Raw genomic sequence first — 20275 nt, 5'->3', positions numbered from 1 at the left:
TATCAGGACCTATTTATCATATCTATATCTTTTGCTACTCAAAACAGGTGTAGCTACGCTATTAGAATATCTTATCATTCGTCCTGTCTCACTAATGAGATGAAGGTTTTTTTTAGCCCTTGAAGAAATTACATACATCATTTTATTAGAAGCATGATGAGGGCTGGATTCATTTGAGTGTGGAATATATCCATTTAATAAACCAAAGGCAATGACTGTTTCAAACTCTTCTCCCTTAATACCCATACAAGTGTTTATAACAATTCCACCTCTTTCTTTATAAAGTTTTTTAAAAGAATCGATATCACTTGGAACATTGTAACTTCTATCATTTAGCCTTGATTTAATATTTTTAAAATAAACTTTCCAACTCTCTCCCAAGCTAGGATATTTTTTTGAATTTAAATTTAGTTTGTTTGCAAATTGGAGAAAGCAGTCCTCTAAATAACTAACTACATCGGTTTTATCCGATGTTATTAAATTTGTTAAACGAAGAAGGTTACGTTCAATGTAGTAAGGTTCAGGAAACTCCGTACCAGTATGCTCGTGAAACTTATCAATCAACTCTTTTGCCCATTTATAGCGTAGCGAGTAGATAGTAGGGCTAGATTCTGTTAGAAATAAATGAGACAGTTTATACCAAAAATTATCACGATTTTTGGACATAGGTGCAAGTCCAGAAGCATCGAAGTTTACATCAGGTAGTAGGGATTTTAGTTTTCCAGTTATAGAAGTGATGAGCCACCATTGAGGAAATAACACACATATCTCATTTTCAGCGACACCATTATTAATGCTTTCTTTAATTAACCTAACTATCTCATTAATTAGTTCATCTTTATTGACTGTATTGTTATATGAGATAACTCCTTGTTCATTGGCATTAGCACCTTGAGCAATTATACGAATAGGGTTACTCTGAAAGCTATTGTAATAATCAATAATTCTCTGAGTTGAGCGAAAGTTACCTGTTAGAGATATCTCAATGATTTTTTGTCCATTCAACTCAGATTCAATTTCTGTCTTATTTTTAGCAACACCACCCAAAGAGTGATATATCGCTTGGTCAATATCACCTGCTAGAAATAATGAAGTGTTGCCGTTATCAGCATTGATAATATTACAAATAATTGCGTATGATAAATCTTGAGTATCTTGGTATTCATCAACACATATTAGGTGAAACAAATTTGACAGTACTCTTCCGATTTTCGGATGCGTAACTAATAACTGGTATGAGTAATACAATAACAAATCAAAATCTATTAGTTTCTGTTCTTTCAAATCTTGGTGATAGTAATTTAATATTGTCTTCTTTCTATTATCAGACTCAACAAAACAACCATTCCTATCAAGCCGAGTGTTGTCAATATATAAATCTACTCTATACTTTTTCTTTAAATCATTTATTAATGAAATTTTATAAGCTTCGTCAGCTATTGTGTAACCATTTTGAAGTTCAAGAAGGTAACAAGAGTATGGTTTCAAAATCCATTCTAGGCAAAAAGAGTGCAATGTTCCAGACCAAATCCTAGAACTATCTATAGACATTCTATTAAGTCGATTAAAGATCTCATCAGATGCCCGTACAGTGAAAGTAACAGCAACGACTTTTTTCTTACTGTTCTCATCCAACCGACTAGATTCATATGCTAACTTATGAATAATAGTACGTGTCTTTCCGCTACCTGGACAAGCAGAAAGTAATACATGACCATCTTGTTGTACAGCAAGTTTCTGTTCGAGTGTGAGGCTATTAAGAATCATAATGATTTAGAAGCTTAGTTAATGGGTCGTTTTGAAAGCAGTCTCTAAACTGTATCAGTAGATCTTCATCACTTTCAATTGATTTAAAATTTGAATACATTTCAATCACTTCTCTATCTTCTTTTAACAATTCAGCAGTAAAATAAACATTCTCTAATCTATATCTCGCAGCTTTAACTTTTGATGCTGAATTTATATGTGGAGAAGACCATGCAATTGCACTAAGAATATAGTCTGGCACTCCTGTCTCAACGTTAACCTCTTCTGCTACTAATAATGCAAACCATCCTTTCTTTTTAGTTGTTGCTAATTTGAGAACCTCTCGTCCAGAAACTTCAACATCTTCAGAATCCAAATTACTCTTGGATTCTTTTATTTTACTATCAGTTTTATAAATCTTATGAACCACATTTTTGAATTCATATGCATTACTTTCTAATAACATATCTACTTCAAATGTATTTTTTGCAAAAAAAGGTTTAATACACATATTATTCTCACAAAAAAGCTCAAGATTAGCTTTTCTTTCTATTCCACTTTTTTGTGAGTTCCTAGCCTTTTTTTGCTCTGGGTTATCATCATCTTTATTAATAGGCAAGCTAATAAAAGACTCATCAAAGTCTGTGATAATGCCACATCTACGATTAACTCTATCTTGATGGAATATTCTTGCAATATTCTTAAAACCCGTACTACCAATATTGATAAGGCTGATACCAATTTCATCTAAGGACAAACCAAAGACTTTTTTAAATATTACTGGTATTAAAATTTGTTCTGCATCCCCCTCAATTAGTAGAACACCTTTTGCAAATAACAAATCACTTCTAACAGCATCTAGGTATCGTTCAATTCTAACAACCTCATTATTATCTAAATCAAATGAAGGGTTAAATACAACTGACTTCTTATTTTCACAGCTTAGTATATTTACGCTACTAATTTTACTGACCGATGATATTTGAGTCGAATGAGTAGAGACAAATATTTGCGTATTATGTTGATGTAGATTGTCGAATAATGTCTTTTGTATATGAGTGTGAATATGAGCTTCAGGTTCTTCAATTAATAAAACATTAGCTACCTTGTCTGTTTTTATTTTTTCATACTCTAGAAGCTTCAAAGATAAAAAAATTAAGTTTGCACCGCCTAAACTTAGTTCTGCTATTTGTCCTCTATCTTCATCATCTGAATCACCTACCCACAGTCTCAAGGACTGCAATAATTTATCCATTTTGTTAGGCAATTCAGCTCTGATTTCGATATTAGGTGCATAAGTTGTACCTACAGCCTGCTTTAAACTATCGTCAATTCCTTTTTGTACATCAATTACCTCATTAAGACTAGCAATACTACTATTAAGTTCGTTAATACTATCAACTAAATCATTTTGAGTTTCAATTTCAATTGATTTACCTTTACCTTTTAACAATCTAACAAGCGGATTATTGGAGTATGATCGTAAGTCACTAGCGACATCTCGCAGTGCCTTAATAAAGGTGCACGATATCTCATTGTATAGGTTAATTTCCCTAGGTAAATAGTCACCGTACTTTTGTTTTTGCTGTTCATTTGGATTTGGGAATATAATATTCTCAAAATCACCAACATAACTTTTGTAAATATCGTCTTTACTAAAGTTTAGATATCCTCTGCAAAGATAAACAGTCTCGTAATCGGTAATATTAATTTGGCTTAGAATGTTTTCCAGTCCATTTTTGTCTTTATCTTCTTTTTGGGAATATTCATAAAGCTCTTGTCTAATATGAGACTTCGGACGAAAGCATAATATATAGCTCCCTTTAGCCTTCTCTTCCTCAGTATCTACTTGGCCACAAGCATGTATGCTTAGAGCTTGTGATTCTTCACTTAAGTCTAACTCGCTAAAATGTGTAGTCAAAATTATCCAATGACCCTGCCAATTGCCTAAATTTCGATTGAAATCTCGTTCGCCAAATCCAATATAACGAGGTAGAGTATCATCAAGCATAAGCCGAAGAGCATAAAAAAAATTAGTTTTACCTGAACCATTTTCACCAATAATAGTATTAACACCTTCCTTAAAATTGAAATCTGCGGATTCAAAGTTTCGAAAGTTTCTTATGATGAATTTAGAAATATGCACTATTCTTCCTTAATTACGTTTTATGTATATTACCTAATTAAAAGCTCTGTAGGATGCGTTCAGCGCCTTCTACGCTATAAATAACTATTATTTTAATCTTAGCTTAACTTTTATTCTCTTTCCCCCGCCGACAACGCTCAGAACAATAAAAAACCTGTTCCCAATCCTTTTCCCACTTCTTACGCCATGTAAAAGGTCGCTGGCAGACAGGGCAGACTTTTTTGATAGCTCTGCTTTTATGTAAAAAATAAGACGTCATACAAAGTTTCAATACTATCGTATCGAATAAACTGTCCTTTATTGAGCGTACGAATATTAGGTCGTTCAGCTTTCAATCCACTGGCATTACCTTTGGTGTGTTTGGCAATTTTAGCATCTTCCAATCCAACTAATGGCTTTCCTGCTTCAGCGCCAAAAAAATAAAATGAGCACAATTCTAAAGTGTCCTCATTAAATATTATCCAAACAATACACCCTGAAGGCTTAGTTGCTAAACGATTATTGATGTTCTGTCTTGATGTTTTACCACCTAGTTTCGAAGCTTTGAGCTGAATGTGACGAATAATATTATTATTTTCAAGGACAACATCACAGCCAGCATTGTCAACTTCAGGCTTCATTACTTCAAGCTGACAATCACCTTTTTTCCATGACAGTTTGAGCATTTCACTGATGAATAGATGTTCAATAAGCTTCTCTCGAAAGCTTGAGTGTTTAAAATGTTTACTCATAATTTGCCTTTATACTTTAGAACTGATTCAATTCGTTAAATTTATTCTTGATTAAAGCCATAGCATTGCTATAATAGTACTTAACAGCACCGCCACCTCTATCTTCCTCCTCTGGTAACATTGGGTTAGAAAACGTGGCGGTTTTCTATTGTTTTAATTTTAGTATCTGAACTTATTGCAATCATACGAACCCTAAGCCCATTAGAGTAATTGCTTTGTTTTGGGGTGTTGGAAACCGCGTCAAAAGTGTATTCAATTCTGCTTCCCAGTTTGAGCTTGGACTGATAGTTTTCGATAAGTAGCACATCATCGTTAAGTAAAAATATATGCGCTTGTTATCTAAATTCTGAAAGCTAGGTATATTTTTATCAAGCTGAGCGATAACGTCAATATTGACATTCCATAAGCGTCCATGATGAGCGCAGATATTCCTCACGTAGTTTAATGACCTTAACCAACTTGCGAAAACTTTGGCGTTACTGACACCATATAGTTTTGAAATTTGTTGCTGCTGTCTACCTTTTAAACCTGTATATAGTACTGAAATAGAACCGAAGTCTAACACCTCAACGCCAACCCAAACTGGTAAATACTGATAATGATTGAGATGATGTTCGATAAAAGGTGACTTTCTTGCTCTTCTAATCTGCTCATTATATTTACTTAACCATTTATCATAGCTCCATTGCCCGTTTTGCGAATTTACAAATCGTTGGTCAAAGTTATCTTTATTAAGATGAGCTATTGGACTGATACGTCCTAATGTATGAGCAATATTAGTTCTGACTGACATCTCGATACTTTCAAGTGCTTGTAAACATAATAAACGTAACTGCTTATCAAACAGGTAGATATTCAGTATATCTTCAAACCTAGTGTCATTTATAAAATCATCATCACGTGACATATCTGAGGCTAACATGCGAAAAGGATACCAATAGCCACTCAGTCGATAATAATTTATCTGCGATAAAACATGCTCTGCTTTAACTTTATTTTCAAATATCATTCCTCTGCTTTCGAGAATAGCCACTTGATCTTTATAAGACTGCCATTTTTTAGGTAAGCGTTTTTTGTTGGTTTGAGATGACATATTGAAACCTAATTTGATAGAACATCAATTTTATTATCTATTGGAAAGACGGCTATTTACTCACCCTTCCCCCGCCGACATCGCTCCGAACAACAAATCATCTGCTCCCATTTCTTACACCACGTAAATGGGCGCTGGCAGACGGGGCAGATTTTTTACTTTCTTCACTCACAAACCTTTAGCCCTTGCTTAAAGCACTTGCTATATTTTTCTGCCATTTTAATCCGCAACTGAGTATTAGGATGACTTGATAAGAAGTCGGACAGTTTGTCTTCCTCAACCTCTTCAACTTTTTCATTATTGGCTTCAGCTTCTGGTTGGTCTGCAGCGTCATCTGCGTTGGTTGCTGTGGTCGAGTAGTCTTCCATACGGCTCAGGATATCTCCAAAGGCCTTTGGATCAATACCAATCTCAAGCATCTTGTTAAAGGCAAACTCATCGGCTTCGGTCTCATACTGGCGTGAATAGTGATTTGACACCAGTGCCGTGCCCAACCCCGTAGCAAGCTCACTGATACCGTCTGGGTTGCCCAGTACCATTATCACAATCATCGTGGTTAATGAGTTTTGAGTGAGCATCTCTAAGCTATGACGCTCGACCACATGACCCATCTCATGTAACAGTACCGCATCTATCTCATCATCATTTTGGCTCAATTCTACAAACTTATCGGTCAAAATAATATCGCCAGACGGTAATGCAAAAGCGTTTGGCAGACTTGAGCCGCCTACGCTCATATCCCTAAAGTGTAGCCGATACTGAATATTGTCATCGCCACCGAATGGTTTAAGGCGTGTCTTAAACCGAGATATGATTTGCTGTTGTTCAGCATCACTTATTTGAGTGGGTTCTAAGAAGTAACGATCCATAAAATCTAATGACTGATGACCTATAAACTCGCCTGTCTGCTGAGGGAGCGCATGAGCGACTGTTTGACTCGTCCAAGGAATACCCCATTTAATAAAACTAAATACAAAAACAACAGTGATGACCAACATCGTCAAGACGCTGGTCATTTTTGTTTCATGACGATGTAAGCGTAAACGCCACTTTGAGGCTGTATCGCTGTTTTTATTACTATTGATTATAGTATCGATAGCATCATTATTGTGAGTCGTAAAGAGTGAGCCATCAGTAAGTGTAAGCTTGCGTTCAGTATTTCCTAAGCGATCATTGATCGTCACTTGCGACCACTGACCCGTGATATTTTGATGTCTTTCGCTGTCGTTACCAGTCTCACTAGATACAATTTTTACCTCATATCTCGTTTTAGCTACCTTGAGTTGCGCGGCGTATTGAACCGAGCTGTCTTTGGGATACCATTTGCCTGATATTGAATTTATCATTACTGTTCTCACTGTATCCACTAGCTAAACGAAGCAATCAAGGATGCCATTAACCAAGCCATGATTGAAATAAGGTGTCGATCAATAAGGTATCGGTTAATAGGATCTGGCTTAGATGGCAATATCTATATCGATATCTAAAACATCACCAATTTCTTCACCAATAGCAGACTGCTCTTGCTCTTTTTGAGTCAGATAACTATTGATATCTATATCTAAGGCTTCTATCCAAGAGTTATCAGCGATATAACGGGCCACACGGACTTTTGCCCAAGGCAGTGCTAAGCCCGCAGTAAATAGAACCAATAGCATATTGGTCGCTAACACATAAAAATAACCTTTAGCGCCAACGGTTGACTTAAAAGTGATGGCTCTATCCAACGTGGTATTTTCGAACAGATACTGACGTTGACGGCTAAATGAATAGGCTGTAGCGAATAAGAACGTGGCAATAAAACCAAAATACATAACCAAAAACCCAACAACGAATAATGGATTTGCATCTGCGCTTTCGATGTCACTGGAAATACTGCCAAGGTTAAATCCGCCCGACAACGTAGACGCAAATATTAAGCCGGAGAGTATTAATAGGACAAATAAACAACCAATAATGATTAGCATTTTTTTAAGTTGAATTTTTATAAATTTTTCGGTGTTGATGTTGATGAAGAAATGACCTTGACCAAATTTTGTCTGACCAATCTGGTATTCTGCTGCTTTTTTTGTAAAGAGTCCTGTGACAAAAATGCCTATGGCTATCGCGGCAATGATACCTACGGCAAATAGTATGAAGGCAAAACTTAAATCAGAACCTTCATCTAGACTGGTCATTGGGACTAGGCTACCAAAGGCCAGCAACGCAACTGCTGCATAACCCAATATGGGTATAAGCATATAAATAGTATAGGCGGACTTTAGATTGCCTATGAAGCTAAAGCGCACGTTGCTAAAGCTGGTCATGCGCATATTGAACTTGAGACTGCGCCAGATGATCCAAGGAATAAAAGCAAATAAAATAATGGGTAAAATGACTCCGACGGTAGGTAAAACAGAGCCTACCACCTGTAGGGCAAGCAATATCAGCAAACCGATTAAGTAGCCCAGAAACAGCTGTCTTCCGGTGGCATGGTAATCAAAATATCGATCTGCATATTCAGTATTCGCATAAAAATATCGACGCGTACGTACTTTTGCCCAAGGGTAATAAATGCCTATGGTGACGATGCACAATAAAACATTCACAATCCATATCTTAAAATACTCTGATCCGTCACCTTTAAATTGTATTTGTTTCATCCTATCCTTAGAACCTTAAAATTTGATGTGAATGTTTAGGGCGTGTCCGCATTTTAAAATAGTAATAAAAATAAGAACATGACCTAGTTGAATATGAGTTAAATTGAGTATATTTTTGAGATATTAGGGTCTGTTGAAAAACAGAAAATTTAAAAAAAGCATTATAGATTATAAGCTTAGTAACTTCGAGTATTTTATGGAATTTTGTTGATTGAAATATTTTTGCGATGTTATCGCGACAGGAGTGCTGAATGAGATAGAATCGATTCGCTATTTCACGTTTTGACCATGATTCAAATAACATTCTTTGTAGTCATTAGCTAACATCTAGCAACGACTGAGATTTTGATTATTGAGTTTTTATGAATTGATAAAGCCTAGCAAAACAAAAAATGAGCTGCACCTTCTACTTTTTAAAGATACTTCGATTAAAGACGTGGCAGTTTTCTATTATCGACATTTAAAATTACTCTGTTTTATCCTTACTCCGCCGACAGCGCTCAGAACAATAAATCACCTGCTCCCAATCCTTTTCCCACTTCTTGCGCCACGTAAATGGGCGCTGACAGACTGGGCATACTTTTTGCGGTAGGTTTGCTTTTTTGTGTGCCATGAGCTTCCCTGCGTCACTTTGTATAGTTAATACTAAATAAAATGGATACGTTATTTAATAACGCGAAACTGGTATAAATTTTTCTGGCTTGCTGTGCCTATGCCGACAGAGGCTGCAAAAATCATATTAAAAACTAAGCATCCCAGTCCCGCTGTATCTTTTTCATATTGGACTGAATATAGTATAAAAGGCTGGGTTAAAAACCCAGCCTACAACCAACGCGAAATTTAGATTTAAATTCTTACTTTTGATGATCTAACCCTTCATACTTTTTTACGCGGCGGCATTGGTCGGAACAATAGACCATACTCTCCCAGTTTTTATCCAACTTCTTCGCCCAACTAAATTCGCGCTCGCAGACAGGGCAGAGTTTTTTGCGGACGTTTTTCTTTTTGTGCGCCATACGTTTCTCATTGGTTTGTTTAACATAGTCGAATCAACTGCCACGACTATACATCAATAACTTATCGCTATAGCCTATTAATTATAAGTTCTAATTATCATTATTGCTTATAAGCGTTAATCGTCAGTATCAATCATAGTCATCAAAGATTTTGTTTAGCCTGTTGAGGCTATTGACGATAAGCTTGCCGGATTGATCGGTACTGCTATCAATTGCCAGCTTCTCATCCATCCGCATCGTCAGTGGCGTAAGCGCTTCTTTAAGAGCTGTTGCCATCAGCGCGGTCTGTTGATGAACATCAAGCGTATCGCTGTCTGCCGTTTGGTTCTCATCATTCTTAAGCAGGCTCTCTGTTAAGCTATTAGACAAGCTATCAGCCATTTTTTGTGCCAGTTGCTCAACAGCATCCACCAGCTGCATCATCAGCGCTTTTTGCGCGCCTTGATTTTGTTTGAGATACTCGCCTTCCGCCTTTTCAGTATTGTGATTGTGCTTATATATTTGTACCAGTTGACTCACGCTTTTCTCAAAGCTATGGTCGATACTGTCGCTGACGACTTTGGCATTGTTAATGACGCTATCGGCAAGGATTTTCTGTGCTTCTAACTGGGCATTGAGTTGTGCTTGTTGTCCTGCCTCTCGTAAGCGGGCGATTTGCTCTGGGTCATTTTTCGTTAAGTATGTCTCAAACTGGCTACTGATGGTATTGAAGCCACTAGCCAAGTCGACCAACTGGGCAACGATACGCGCGCCAGTATCACCGTCTTCACCGCCCATGGCTTTATTACGTAAGAAGTCGGCTTTGATTTGTGCCCAACGCTCTTTTTCTGCGTCAGTTAACACACCGCGCATCTCGCCAAGCTTTAGAAGGTTGCTCTCTGCGCCTTGGGTCAATAGCTGCGACTCACCCAAATAGTGATCGTCTATCAGCTGGTTCAGCTCGTTTTCATTCATGACCGCCGATAGCTTTTCGGTCATCTTATTCATATTACGATAACTGCCTTGCAGCTTAAATATCGGCTCGACACGGTATTTATCATCTTGTGATGCTGAGGCAATATAGGCTTGATTAACGTCAAGAATGACTTCTTGCACCCTAAACATATGGCGCAAGATGGCGATAATCTCGTTAACCTCTGAAGTGCTATACGGATACGTCAGCTCGCTGCTCTGTGCTTGGGCGAGGTTGGCATTGTCCGTTTTTGCCATTTTAATCAAACGATGAACATCCGCTAAGTCACGGTTGGCCAGTGGTGCGAGAACGGTATTAGAGGTGAGTGAGTTTTCAATATAACTGAGCGCAAATACCTCTTCCATGCCGCTCATAATATCGCCCAAGTTATAGATATCGGCGCGGTTGGCAAGCATATCAGGGACTTTAAAGGCCTCACCGCTTTCGGTGTACGGGTTACCCGCCATGACCACACAGAACTTTTTGCCACGCATGTCATAGGTTTTGGTTTTGCCTTGCCAGACGCCATCGATACGGCGCGTGCCATCACCTAATGAGATAAACTTCTGCAAAAATTCCGCATGCGTATGCTGAATATCATCGAGATAGAGCATGACGTTATTGCCCATCTCAAAGGCTAAGTTGATTTTATTCAGCTCTTCTCGGGCGGTGGCATTAGGTGCTTTTTCGGGATCTAATGAGGTGACATCATGACCGAGTGATGGACAGTTAATCTTCATAAAGATAAGGCCGAGACGATTGGCCACATACTCCATCAAGGTGGTTTTACCGTAACCTGGTGGCGATATCATCATTAGGATACCCATCAGATCGGTACGCTTATCCTCGCCGACCGTGCCCATCTGTTTGGCGAGGTTGTCACCAATTAACGGCAAATAGCTCTCATTAATCAGACGGTTACGCACAAAGGAGGACAGTGGTCGCGGCATAAACTCGTCCAGTCGCAACGTCTCTTTTGAATCATGCAAAATCTCTGAGCGCATGGCTAGATAGCGTCTGTAAGCAGGGATGACTTGGGTATCATGGTGATGCAGACGATTTAAGAAGTCATCGACCGCAAAGGTCAAGGTCTGCTGATGAATACGTGTATGCTCACCTAGTAAGTTATTAATTTGAATCTCAAGCGATACTTTACCTGTGCTGCGCTCAAAGCTCTGCACTTGATTGAGCGGATTGTTGAGGCTGGTCAGCGAGGTTGTGGCTGAGAATGACAGTGTAGATGGCGTGCCAGTGGCGCTCTTATCGAAACTAATACCTGAATCAATGAGGCGCTGTACCAAGGCTTCACGCTGGGTATCATTTAACTGGGTAAGTAAGACAGCAATGGCTTCGGGCACATAATGACGGCCACTTTCTAGCTGTTGTTTGCGTAGCGCTTCTTTTTCTTGACTCTCAGCAAGCTGCTCTTCAGTGAGTGCCGCGCCTTCCTCATTCGCATCATTTGCCAGTACGTTAGCCGACTCAGTATCACCATAGGTCTTATCAAGTAACACATGAAACCATGTGGCTAGTAGCTCATAGGCTGATTTGGGCTGAAAGCCAAGCTTACTGATTGAAGACTGTAGCTGCTCAAAACTGGTCGTATTTTGCGTGCTACCTGACGCACTATTCAACGTTTGGCTTAACTGCTCACACAACTGCTGCGCTTGTTGACTCGTTTGCCAGTCTATCTTGGCATCTACGCCACTATCAGAGATACTCGCCTGCCCTATGACGCTCACCAGATACTCACTGGCAAGCTGGACATAGCTTGGTTTAAAGATGTTAGCGTTATGAATATCGCTATTTTCAGAACCTAGCTTTGAATCCAAGCCTGATTTTGACTGCTTACTAGCGCCGTTATCAACGCTACTGCCTTTATTAACACCAATACTGTCATCATTATGAGCGGTGACAAACTGATGCATGATTTGACTCATGTCCTCAACGAGCAGAGATTTGGCTGTGTCGCTACCCAGTGCACGGCGCAGTTGCTCAGCGGTAGCGGCTCTATCTGTCCAGTTGCTTGCACGCGTCAGCACTGATTCATTCAGCCAATTATCATAACCAAACTGACGTAAGGCGTCTAAGCCAAGCGCTTGCACGAGGTTCAATTGCCAATAAAACAACTGTGCCAAGGCACGTACTTGCGGGGTATAAATCAGTAGCCCTGCTTCACGCAATGTCGGTAGTATTTGCATCAATAATAGCGTGGCATCATGGTCATGAATGCCCTTGTCATAACCGAGCTGATAGCGAGGGGTGGCGTAAGCTTTGACCAATTTAGACAATGGGCTGTCATTATCAATATCACCATTAATATCAAGGGTAATGATGGTCGCATCGTATGCTTGATATAGGCGCGTTTCAGTCAGGCCGTCTTGGCTATTTTTGGCACTTTCGATAATGCTATAAGCCAAGTACTCCGCACGGTATACCTTGTCAGATTCGGATGCGATATTCATATCCCAGTACGGCCGCAAGGCGTTTAGCTCAGCATTATTAAGCACTTCATAATAATCTGTACCCGTTAGATGTAAGTTCAGCACACGCTTGCCATCTGACTGTTGACGACTCAATAAGGTCAAATCAAGCGGCTGAGTATTAACTGAAAAGCGGTGCTTGCCCAGTTTGATGATTTGACCACCATCTTCAAACAAGTCTGACTTATCTTTTAGACTCTTATAGCTTTCGATTTGAATGGCTTTTAAGCGGGCATCGATGTCATCAGCTTTGACACTAAAGCCCATCGCTTGCAACTCTTTGGCGATATTACGTACTTTTTGTACCAGTCCGTCGGCAGCAAAATACGTATTGAGCGTTTCCTCTTCCTTAAAGCCGGTGACGCCTGTGCTTTGCGTGCGTTTTTTGATACTCTCAAGCATCCGCAGCGCGCCATCGCCTAAGTTCTGCGCTTTGCGGTTGCGGGCATCGAGCAATTGCTGCTTATGATTCTCAAAAGTCTCGTAAATCTCTTCACGCTTGCTGATGATGTCGGCTAAAAATTGATCGCCACTACCGCTCTCTGGGTCCGCGAACTGGCTTTCTAACTCTTCCAACTGCACCAGCAATTTTGCCATTTGCTCGTCTGATTTCTCAGGCGTATTGGCAATGGATAAGGCATTAGCAATCGACTGACCAAATAGCTTGAACTGCGCGCCAAACTGCGCGACTGCTTCAGCCGATCCTAAATTTTTGCGCTTATGATTAAGCTTGGCTTTGCTCTGATTGAGACTCGCATAAATGGTCGATATATCATCGATAATTTGGGTACGTACCGTAGCATCAGCAACATCTAATGTGCCTAATAGCTCAGTCAACAAATCTAAGCCTTGCGTTGTCTCATCAATTTTTTCTAGTACAGGTTTTAATTCAGCATTGGTTTCTGCGGTATGTAAACGCTCACTGACATCGATCAATATACCTTCGTAACTTGAGAGTGCCTCTTCCCCGCTTAAAAACAGTACGGTTTTTTCGGCAAGCTCGCTCTCTGCTGTTGCTAGCTGAGTCTGCAACGCTTCTAATTTATCACTATCTAAATAGCGTAAATCCTCTAGGCTAACCAAACGGCCCTTTTGCCGTCTTAATGCTGACAGCTGATCGACATAATCACTGGCAGACTCAAAGGTGGTAACGCGTATCTGCCGCAAAATCTCATTTTGCTGCGTGTCGGCATCGGCCAATGCCGTTTGGGTTTGCTTCTGGATGCTTTGTACTTTGGCGAACTCATCAATGACCAATTCAGCCGTCGCCGTCACTTCCTTAATACTACTGGCGACTTCACTCAGCTCAGGCTCAGACAGCCAGTAATAGCTATCAAAGAGACGGCTAGTATTGTCGGCTAATTCTTCATAGAGCTTTTGTGACACGCTTTGATTGTTAATGAGGCGGGTGATGCTATAGAGATCTGAGATGCCGCGCACCAATTCTTTATTGCCAATTTTGCCATAGAAGCTCGTGCTTTCAGGTAATTCACTGACATACTCAGGAGAGGCATAAGGGGTATGCCATATCTGCATCGGGTGAATGCGTGACGGCTCACTTTGGTCACTAAACAGCACCAAGCGCCCATTTTCTGCCAGCGCCATACCATTACAATAAATGGGGTTTGCCAATTGCTTTTTGATAAGGTTGTAGGGAAACAGACCTGTGACACCTAAAGCGACATCATAGAATAAAAACAACACATCTTCGCCATTGGGCGATACGATTTTACGTTTAAACTTTAAGTCTTTGGCACCGACATTATTGGCATCAAACAGCTTATACTCGCCCGTTTGTAAATAATAACCCCCCGGAAATATAATGCCGTGATCCTCAGGCAGCTGCACACACGACTGTCCAATTGCGTCTAAACGCAGTACCGTTTCGGTCAAGGTGTTATAAACAAAATAGCGATAGCTGTCTTCGCGATACGGCAGTATCTTGAGCAGTATTAAACTGCCAACTTTGGCATAAGCAATCTCGGCATCGGTCAGCGACTGGGTGCGATCATTTACAGGCTCACTATAGATACCCTGCCCTGACTGGGTATTGTCCTCAATTTTAATGGTCAAATCGCCGCCGACGGTTTCTACAAATACCGTATCTAAGATATTCATATGCGGATACTTGCCATTAATCATCTGCTCGCGAGTGGTCTCAATCCAATCAAAATCGTAAGCAGGCGGCAACTCGATATCACGCTCGCCTCGATTGTCTACGTAAGCAATTTGAGCCGATTCAGGTGTGCCTTGACTAAAATCTAACGCAAAACGAAAGACGCGAATATCGGTGATACGCTCGCCAATTTGAAACGCCAATAGCAGCTTGCTGTCTTTGACTGTCAGCTGAATCAGCCGTGTTTGCTTATAATATCGATACAGCTCATTAAAGTCTTGAACAAAGGCCTCTTGATCTAAGAAGGTGTTTTTTAGATCCACTTCTTCTAGCTGATACTCTTGCTCAGTGTGTTCGCGGCTCCCATTGTTATCTGTAGCGCTTTCAGTATTTGCCGTGCTTTCACCATTATCAATATCGGCAGCACTTTCACTATTATTATCACCAACATTCTTGTTAGGAGGATCTATCAATCGATATAGCGACAACACATCTTTGATATTACTCGCACGCTTGAGGCCCATAAAGACGTTGTAGCCGAATAGCATATAATCACCGACTTGCACCATGTCTTGCGCCACACAGTTATATTCGGTGCGAATGCGGGTGCGAGCGATGACTTGCATTTGGGTACTGCCAAACTCTTGCAAGCGCGCATTGTTCAGCTTGGCCGTTTGCTGCTCTAGACGACTGCCCTGCTCAGTAAGACGCTTTTTAATAAGCTCATAAGCATTGCCTGAGGCGACCGCTTGATCCGTTTGCTCGGATTGCTCGGATTGATTATGACTATTGGTATTATTTGGATTGGTTGCGTTTTGGGTGTCCGCCATCGTTGCTCGTCCATTTGTATTTTTGGGCAATAAGATAAATCTAAGGAAGTTTTGAATTAAATAAGCACTTGGCTAATCTAAAAAAACCAGCATTGACTACTCGTTTTTTTAGATTAGCCAACTCATGGTTAATAGTAGTCATTAACTACTGCTCTGTTAAAGCGTTTAGATTGAGTTGGTTAAAGCAATCCGCCACCTAAGTGACAGACTGCTTATTGGTGAAAAAGTTATGGGTCAAATCTTGCTGATAATAAATCAGTCATGTCGAATAACGATGATACTAAGCCGTTTCATCATCATTCTGCTTATTCGCTTTAGTCATCACTTGATTGGCCATCATTGTATTGATGATACCGCCTAACGTATCTGACTTGCCAGCGAGGCCATCAATGGCTTTCCCAATCGATAACGACTTGGCAAAATTATCGAAGAAGTGCGCTTCACCGCCCACGATATCGATTTTGGCTTTTTGGAGCGCAACCGCCAAGACTTCAGCGTTTTCTTTGGCAATCTCTTTACCAGCTTCGATAGACGCCATGGCTTCTTGCAGCGCAGTCTCGAGACCCATACGGAACTCTTCGTGCTCGCGCGCTTCTTTGCTCATGCTGCCCATCGCATTGAATTTTTCGACCAGACCATCGGCTTCGGCTTGGAAATGCGCACGGGTGACTTCCGCTTTTGCCAGTCCCACTTCACGCTCCGCTTTGGCATTTGATTCGCCTTGAGCGGCGATAACTTGAGCATTTGCCAGCCCGATATCACGCTCAGCTTTGGCGTTGGATTCGCCGCGCGCCGCGATAACTTCAGCATCAGCCATGCCTTTTTCACGCTCTGATTGCGCTTCGGCTTGACCAGTTGCTCTGATAACGTTGGCTTTGGCAATGCCTTCTTTTTCAAGCGAGGACGCTTTGGCTTCTTGAATAGCCGCTTCGGCAAAGCCGTGTGCCGACTCTTCAGCCTTGATACCTTCCGCCATTTTAATTTTGGCTTCCGAGTCTTTGGCTGAGGCTTCAAGATTAGCGGCAGCCAGCGTGGTAATCTCGACGGCTTTGTGCTTGGCTGAAAGCTCTTCGGCTTCGGCTTTTTTGACCTGACGTACTTTGATTTCTTCGGCGTCTGCTTCGGCTGCCAATACGCGCGTCTGTTTAGAACGCTCGGCTTCGCTCACTTCGCGGACTTCTTTGATACGCTCTTCTTCTTGCGCGACCGTTTTGTCTACCGCGATACGCTCACGAATGACATTGGCGATTTCTTTTTTCTCAAGCTCAATTGCGCGTTCAGCTTCGATACGCTGTAAGTCGACTTCACGCTCACGAGAGACAATTTCTAAATCGCGAGCACGCGTTACTTTCTCTTCTTCGATGACGACAGCACGCAGACGGTTCTGTCCAGCCACTTCGACTTCACGCTGCTGATTCTCGCGCTGAATCGCCAAATCTTGCTCAACCATAATGACAGCTGTTTCCGATTTTTTACGCTCTTCTTCTTCGATCTTACGGGTTTCAGCTGTCTCACGTGCAATGACAGAAGAGATTTCACGTTGCTGTTTGGCTTCGGCATCGGCTTGTTGACGCTCAAGCTCCAGCATAGCCTCCCTAGTTTCAACGTTTTTCTTCTTAACTGCCAGCTCTTCATCACGCTCAAGCTCGTTGGTAATGACGTTTTGAAAGGCCGTTAATTGAGTAATCTTTTTGATACCTTCAGCATCCAAGATATTACTAGAATCTAATGACGCTTTTGGCGTTTGCTCTAAGTAATCAATTGCGACGTCTTCTAGGACATAACCATTGAGATCATTGCCGATTTCTTGGACGATGCTGTCGCGGAATTCGCTGCGATTTTCAAACAATTTGACGAAATCAATTTGCTTACCGACTGTTTTTAGCGCTTCTGAGAACTTGGCATTGAATAGCTCATTGACAGCGACTTTATCTGAAGCTCTTTCAACCCCGACTGACTTAGCGACTTTGAGGACATCCTCTTCGGTCTCGTTAACTCGCAGGTAAAACGCAACGGTGATATCAGCGCGCATGTTGTCCGCGCAAATCAATCCTTCTTTACCGCGTCGATCCACTTCTAAAGTAATAAGCGAGATTCTCATCAACTCTTTTTTGTTGATGATAGGCCAAACGAAGCCACCATCAAAGCGTACAGCGATTTTACTCACACCATTAATAATCAGTGCTTTACCTTGCTCAACCTTAAAGTAAAAGGCTTTTAGCATCAAAAGTGCTGCCATGATGAAAACAAACGCCAGCACTACAACCACGCCGACGATAATGAGTATGTCCATATTCATTCCTCTAATTAAAACATTCCAACCAAATTTAAAACAGTTGCCACAATGCTTAGCAATAAATCATTTATCGTGTATACACTGCCCAATCGTTATTACATTTTCGTTTTTAAGTTTAAGTTTTTACTGAAAAAATCGTTTTTGAGAGCTACCCAGTTAAAAACACTTTTGTGCGAAAGCGCTTTAACTAGGGCCATCAATTCTTATTATTTTTCATCTTTAACGGGAGCAACTCGGTACACATTGGCTTCATTTAGATACTCTACCAATACCACTTTGTCGCCTTGCTTTAATGAATTCTCATTCATATCTGGACGAATTTTGAGTATTAATCCTGCGCCGCCATCATTTAGCTCAGCTTCACCATGCTTATCTGTCACACTAAGTGTGCGCACTATGGCTGTCTTACCTACATTGCTCACGGCATTGCGCTTAGGAATTTTTGCGATGTTTTTACGGATGGGGGAAATAATGACCCCCGTCAACCACATCGATACCACCAATACAAAAATGAGCGCCCCTGTGCCAAACACATAATACAAAACGCCTGAATCAAAATATTGATGCAAAAAGCTGGTGTACAGATAGCTTAATACCCAACCGATTAAACTAATCAAGCTTAGTATGATAATTAAAGGCACGCCATAAAGACCAAATTTGAGCATGAGACCGGTAAAAAAGCCAGGCGATGACAAGGGGGAGACATCACCATCTGCCTCACCAAAATCCACGCTATCCATATCCGCCATGCCAAGTAAAGACACCAGCCAATATAGAGTCACGAACATCACAAGCCCCGTAAAAACAATCGTGGGGTACAAACTGATTTTAGTGATAAAGACTAAAAAAGACTCTTGCATGAACCGCTCTCTCCTATTACTCGCTTAATCCAACATATTAATGGCTCGGTTATACAATTTGGCAGTATGTGGTTACAATTTACTCAACTTTGCTCCACTCAGATTCGTTCTGTCAGCTTGCTTATACCAGATTTTTTACCCATAGCTTGATTATTCTATTTTGAATGACAGGCGATATGGCTATAAGCGCATTGGCTTTAACGAATTTAAGCGATGGCTAAGCCACCTCTAAAATGCAGGCTATACAATCAACTTATGTTTCTTTGTCAGTGATTATATATACATTCCATTACATAATACATAGGTTTTACTCTTATTGTCCCCAAATGGGTGAGCGTACGACGCCTCCCGTCTTACTGCCAATGGCATAGCTTGTATTACCTGTTAATGAATGAATGACCAAGCTGCCGCCATTTTGACTGCCCACTTGTGCAAGCTTGGTGGGATAGACGGCATACTGCGCGGAAGGTGACAGACGAGCGGGTTCATCAAGACCCGTTTCGGCTAGATTGATAACTTGCCCAGTAGCCAGCGTCATCACCGCCGCCTTGCGACCATTAAGGTAGGCCAAGCGTTGACCATCTAAGCTCAGTTGCGGACTGGCTGCATAGCCCGCTGTCGGTATCACGCTTGCATTGGCTGTGGCAAAACGATAGCGATAGATACTGGGGCGACCAGCGCGGACCTTATCACTGGTATAAACAAAGCTTTGCCCGTCGCTGGCGTAGCTTGGCTGCACTTCCGTACTCGGTAAGGTGGTTAGCTGTTTGGTACTACCGTCGCTTAGGCGCATCTCATAGATATCGGCATTGCCGCCGACGGTTGAGCTGTAGAGGAGTTTTTGACCATCAGGCGAAAATGATGCTGACAAATTACTGCCCTCAGCATTTACCACCAGATTTTGGGTATTGCTTTTGCGATCATAGATATAAATCTTTGGATGCTGACGCAGCGCTTGTTTACTATAGGCCAGCATTTGACCATTTGCTGACCACGCTGGCGCATAGATATAACCCTTGAGCTGATCAATCAATTGGCGGTCGCTACCATCAGGGCGAATACTATAGAGTGTCGATATCTTCGCAGCGCCAAAGCCTTGCTCCTCAACATAAGCAATATACCCTTGCCGATCTATTGCTGGCATGCGGGCTGTCAGCGGATTGTTCGTCATTATATCAACAGCAGCATTGGGTGCGGTCATGTTCGGCAATGTCTGACAACCTGTTAGGACCATCCCCGTTAAAAAAGTGATAGCCGTTATGACGATTATTTTATTTAGGTAATGTACATTACTATTCGGTTTCAAAACAATCGGTTTTAACATGAAATAAAGTCCAATAGGGTTTTAATGGTGCGGTAAATAT

14 protein-coding genes are annotated in these 20275 nt (G+C 41.0%); all 14 read right to left on the bottom strand.

The window, feature by feature from the left end:
• Window positions 1–9: 9 nt before the first annotated feature.
• The 14 genes from HQR03_RS10840 to HQR03_RS10775 all read right to left on the bottom strand — a co-directional run bounded on the left by HQR03_RS10840 (window position 10) and on the right by HQR03_RS10775 (window position 20235).
• Complete coding sequence (locus tag HQR03_RS10840) at window positions 10–1767, bottom strand: UvrD-helicase domain-containing protein (RefSeq protein WP_173240188.1); 1758 nt, start codon at window positions 1765–1767, stop codon at window positions 10–12.
• On the bottom strand, window positions 1757–3892 hold the full coding sequence (locus HQR03_RS10835; RefSeq protein WP_173240187.1) for an AAA family ATPase: 2136 nt from the start codon (window positions 3890–3892) through the stop codon (window positions 1757–1759). Before HQR03_RS10835 ends, HQR03_RS10840 begins: the two co-directional genes overlap by 11 nt.
• Window positions 3893–3995: 103 nt before the next feature.
• Window positions 3996–4151 carry a DUF2256 domain-containing protein gene (locus HQR03_RS10830; RefSeq protein ID WP_173240186.1) on the bottom strand — a complete coding sequence of 52 codons (156 nt, stop codon included), beginning with the start codon at window positions 4149–4151 and terminating at the stop codon, window positions 3996–3998.
• The gene (locus HQR03_RS10825) at window positions 4129–4623 is read right to left on the bottom strand and encodes a hypothetical protein (RefSeq protein WP_173240185.1); all 495 of its coding nucleotides are present in this window, start codon (window positions 4621–4623) and stop codon (window positions 4129–4131) included. The genes HQR03_RS10830 and HQR03_RS10825 overlap by 23 nt, the downstream gene beginning before the upstream one ends.
• 181 nt (window positions 4624–4804) lie before the next feature.
• Entirely contained in the window at window positions 4805–5716 is a 912-nt protein-coding gene (locus HQR03_RS10820) for an Abi family protein (protein WP_173240184.1), read from the bottom strand.
• A 56-nt stretch (window positions 5717–5772) separates the two neighbouring features.
• The gene (locus tag HQR03_RS10815; RefSeq protein ID WP_173240201.1) at window positions 5773–5868 is read right to left on the bottom strand and encodes a DUF2256 domain-containing protein; all 96 of its coding nucleotides are present in this window, start codon (window positions 5866–5868) and stop codon (window positions 5773–5775) included.
• A gap of 12 nt (window positions 5869–5880) precedes the next feature.
• Complete coding sequence (locus tag HQR03_RS10810; RefSeq protein ID WP_173240183.1) at window positions 5881–7062, bottom strand: M48 family metallopeptidase; 1182 nt, start codon at window positions 7060–7062, stop codon at window positions 5881–5883.
• A gap of 111 nt (window positions 7063–7173) precedes the next feature.
• Window positions 7174–8358, bottom strand: a complete 1185-nt coding sequence (locus tag HQR03_RS10805; protein WP_173240182.1) for a YjgN family protein — start codon at window positions 8356–8358, stop codon at window positions 7174–7176.
• Between the two features lie 466 nt (window positions 8359–8824).
• Window positions 8825–8971 (bottom strand): DUF2256 domain-containing protein, encoded by a 147-nt coding sequence (locus tag HQR03_RS10800; protein ID WP_101210898.1) that lies wholly within the window; start codon window positions 8969–8971, stop codon window positions 8825–8827.
• 241 nt (window positions 8972–9212) lie between these two features.
• Window positions 9213–9374 carry a DUF2256 domain-containing protein gene (locus HQR03_RS10795; RefSeq protein ID WP_084212304.1) on the bottom strand — a complete coding sequence of 54 codons (162 nt, stop codon included), beginning with the start codon at window positions 9372–9374 and terminating at the stop codon, window positions 9213–9215.
• Window positions 9375–9503: 129 nt separating this feature from the next.
• Window positions 9504–15755: a DNA repair ATPase gene (locus HQR03_RS10790; protein ID WP_173240181.1), complete on the bottom strand. Its 6252-nt coding sequence runs from the start codon at window positions 15753–15755 to the stop codon at window positions 9504–9506.
• Window positions 15756–16035: 280 nt separating this feature from the next.
• Window positions 16036–18048, bottom strand: coding sequence for a flotillin family protein (locus HQR03_RS10785; RefSeq protein WP_173240180.1), 2013 nt, complete (start codon window positions 18046–18048; stop codon window positions 16036–16038).
• Window positions 18049–18257: 209 nt separating this feature from the next.
• Window positions 18258–18911: an OB-fold-containig protein gene (locus HQR03_RS10780; protein WP_173240179.1), complete on the bottom strand. Its 654-nt coding sequence runs from the start codon at window positions 18909–18911 to the stop codon at window positions 18258–18260.
• A gap of 313 nt (window positions 18912–19224) precedes the next feature.
• Window positions 19225–20235, bottom strand: coding sequence for a PD40 domain-containing protein (locus HQR03_RS10775; RefSeq protein ID WP_173240178.1), 1011 nt, complete (start codon window positions 20233–20235; stop codon window positions 19225–19227).
• Between the last annotated feature and the right edge of the window lie 40 nt (window positions 20236–20275).

The organism is Psychrobacter okhotskensis, from assembly GCF_013248965.1.
Taxonomy (GTDB): Bacteria; Pseudomonadota; Gammaproteobacteria; order Pseudomonadales; family Moraxellaceae; genus Psychrobacter; species Psychrobacter okhotskensis.
Note: the sequence above shows the minus strand (reverse complement) of the source record. Positions and strands in the feature narration are given on the sequence as shown.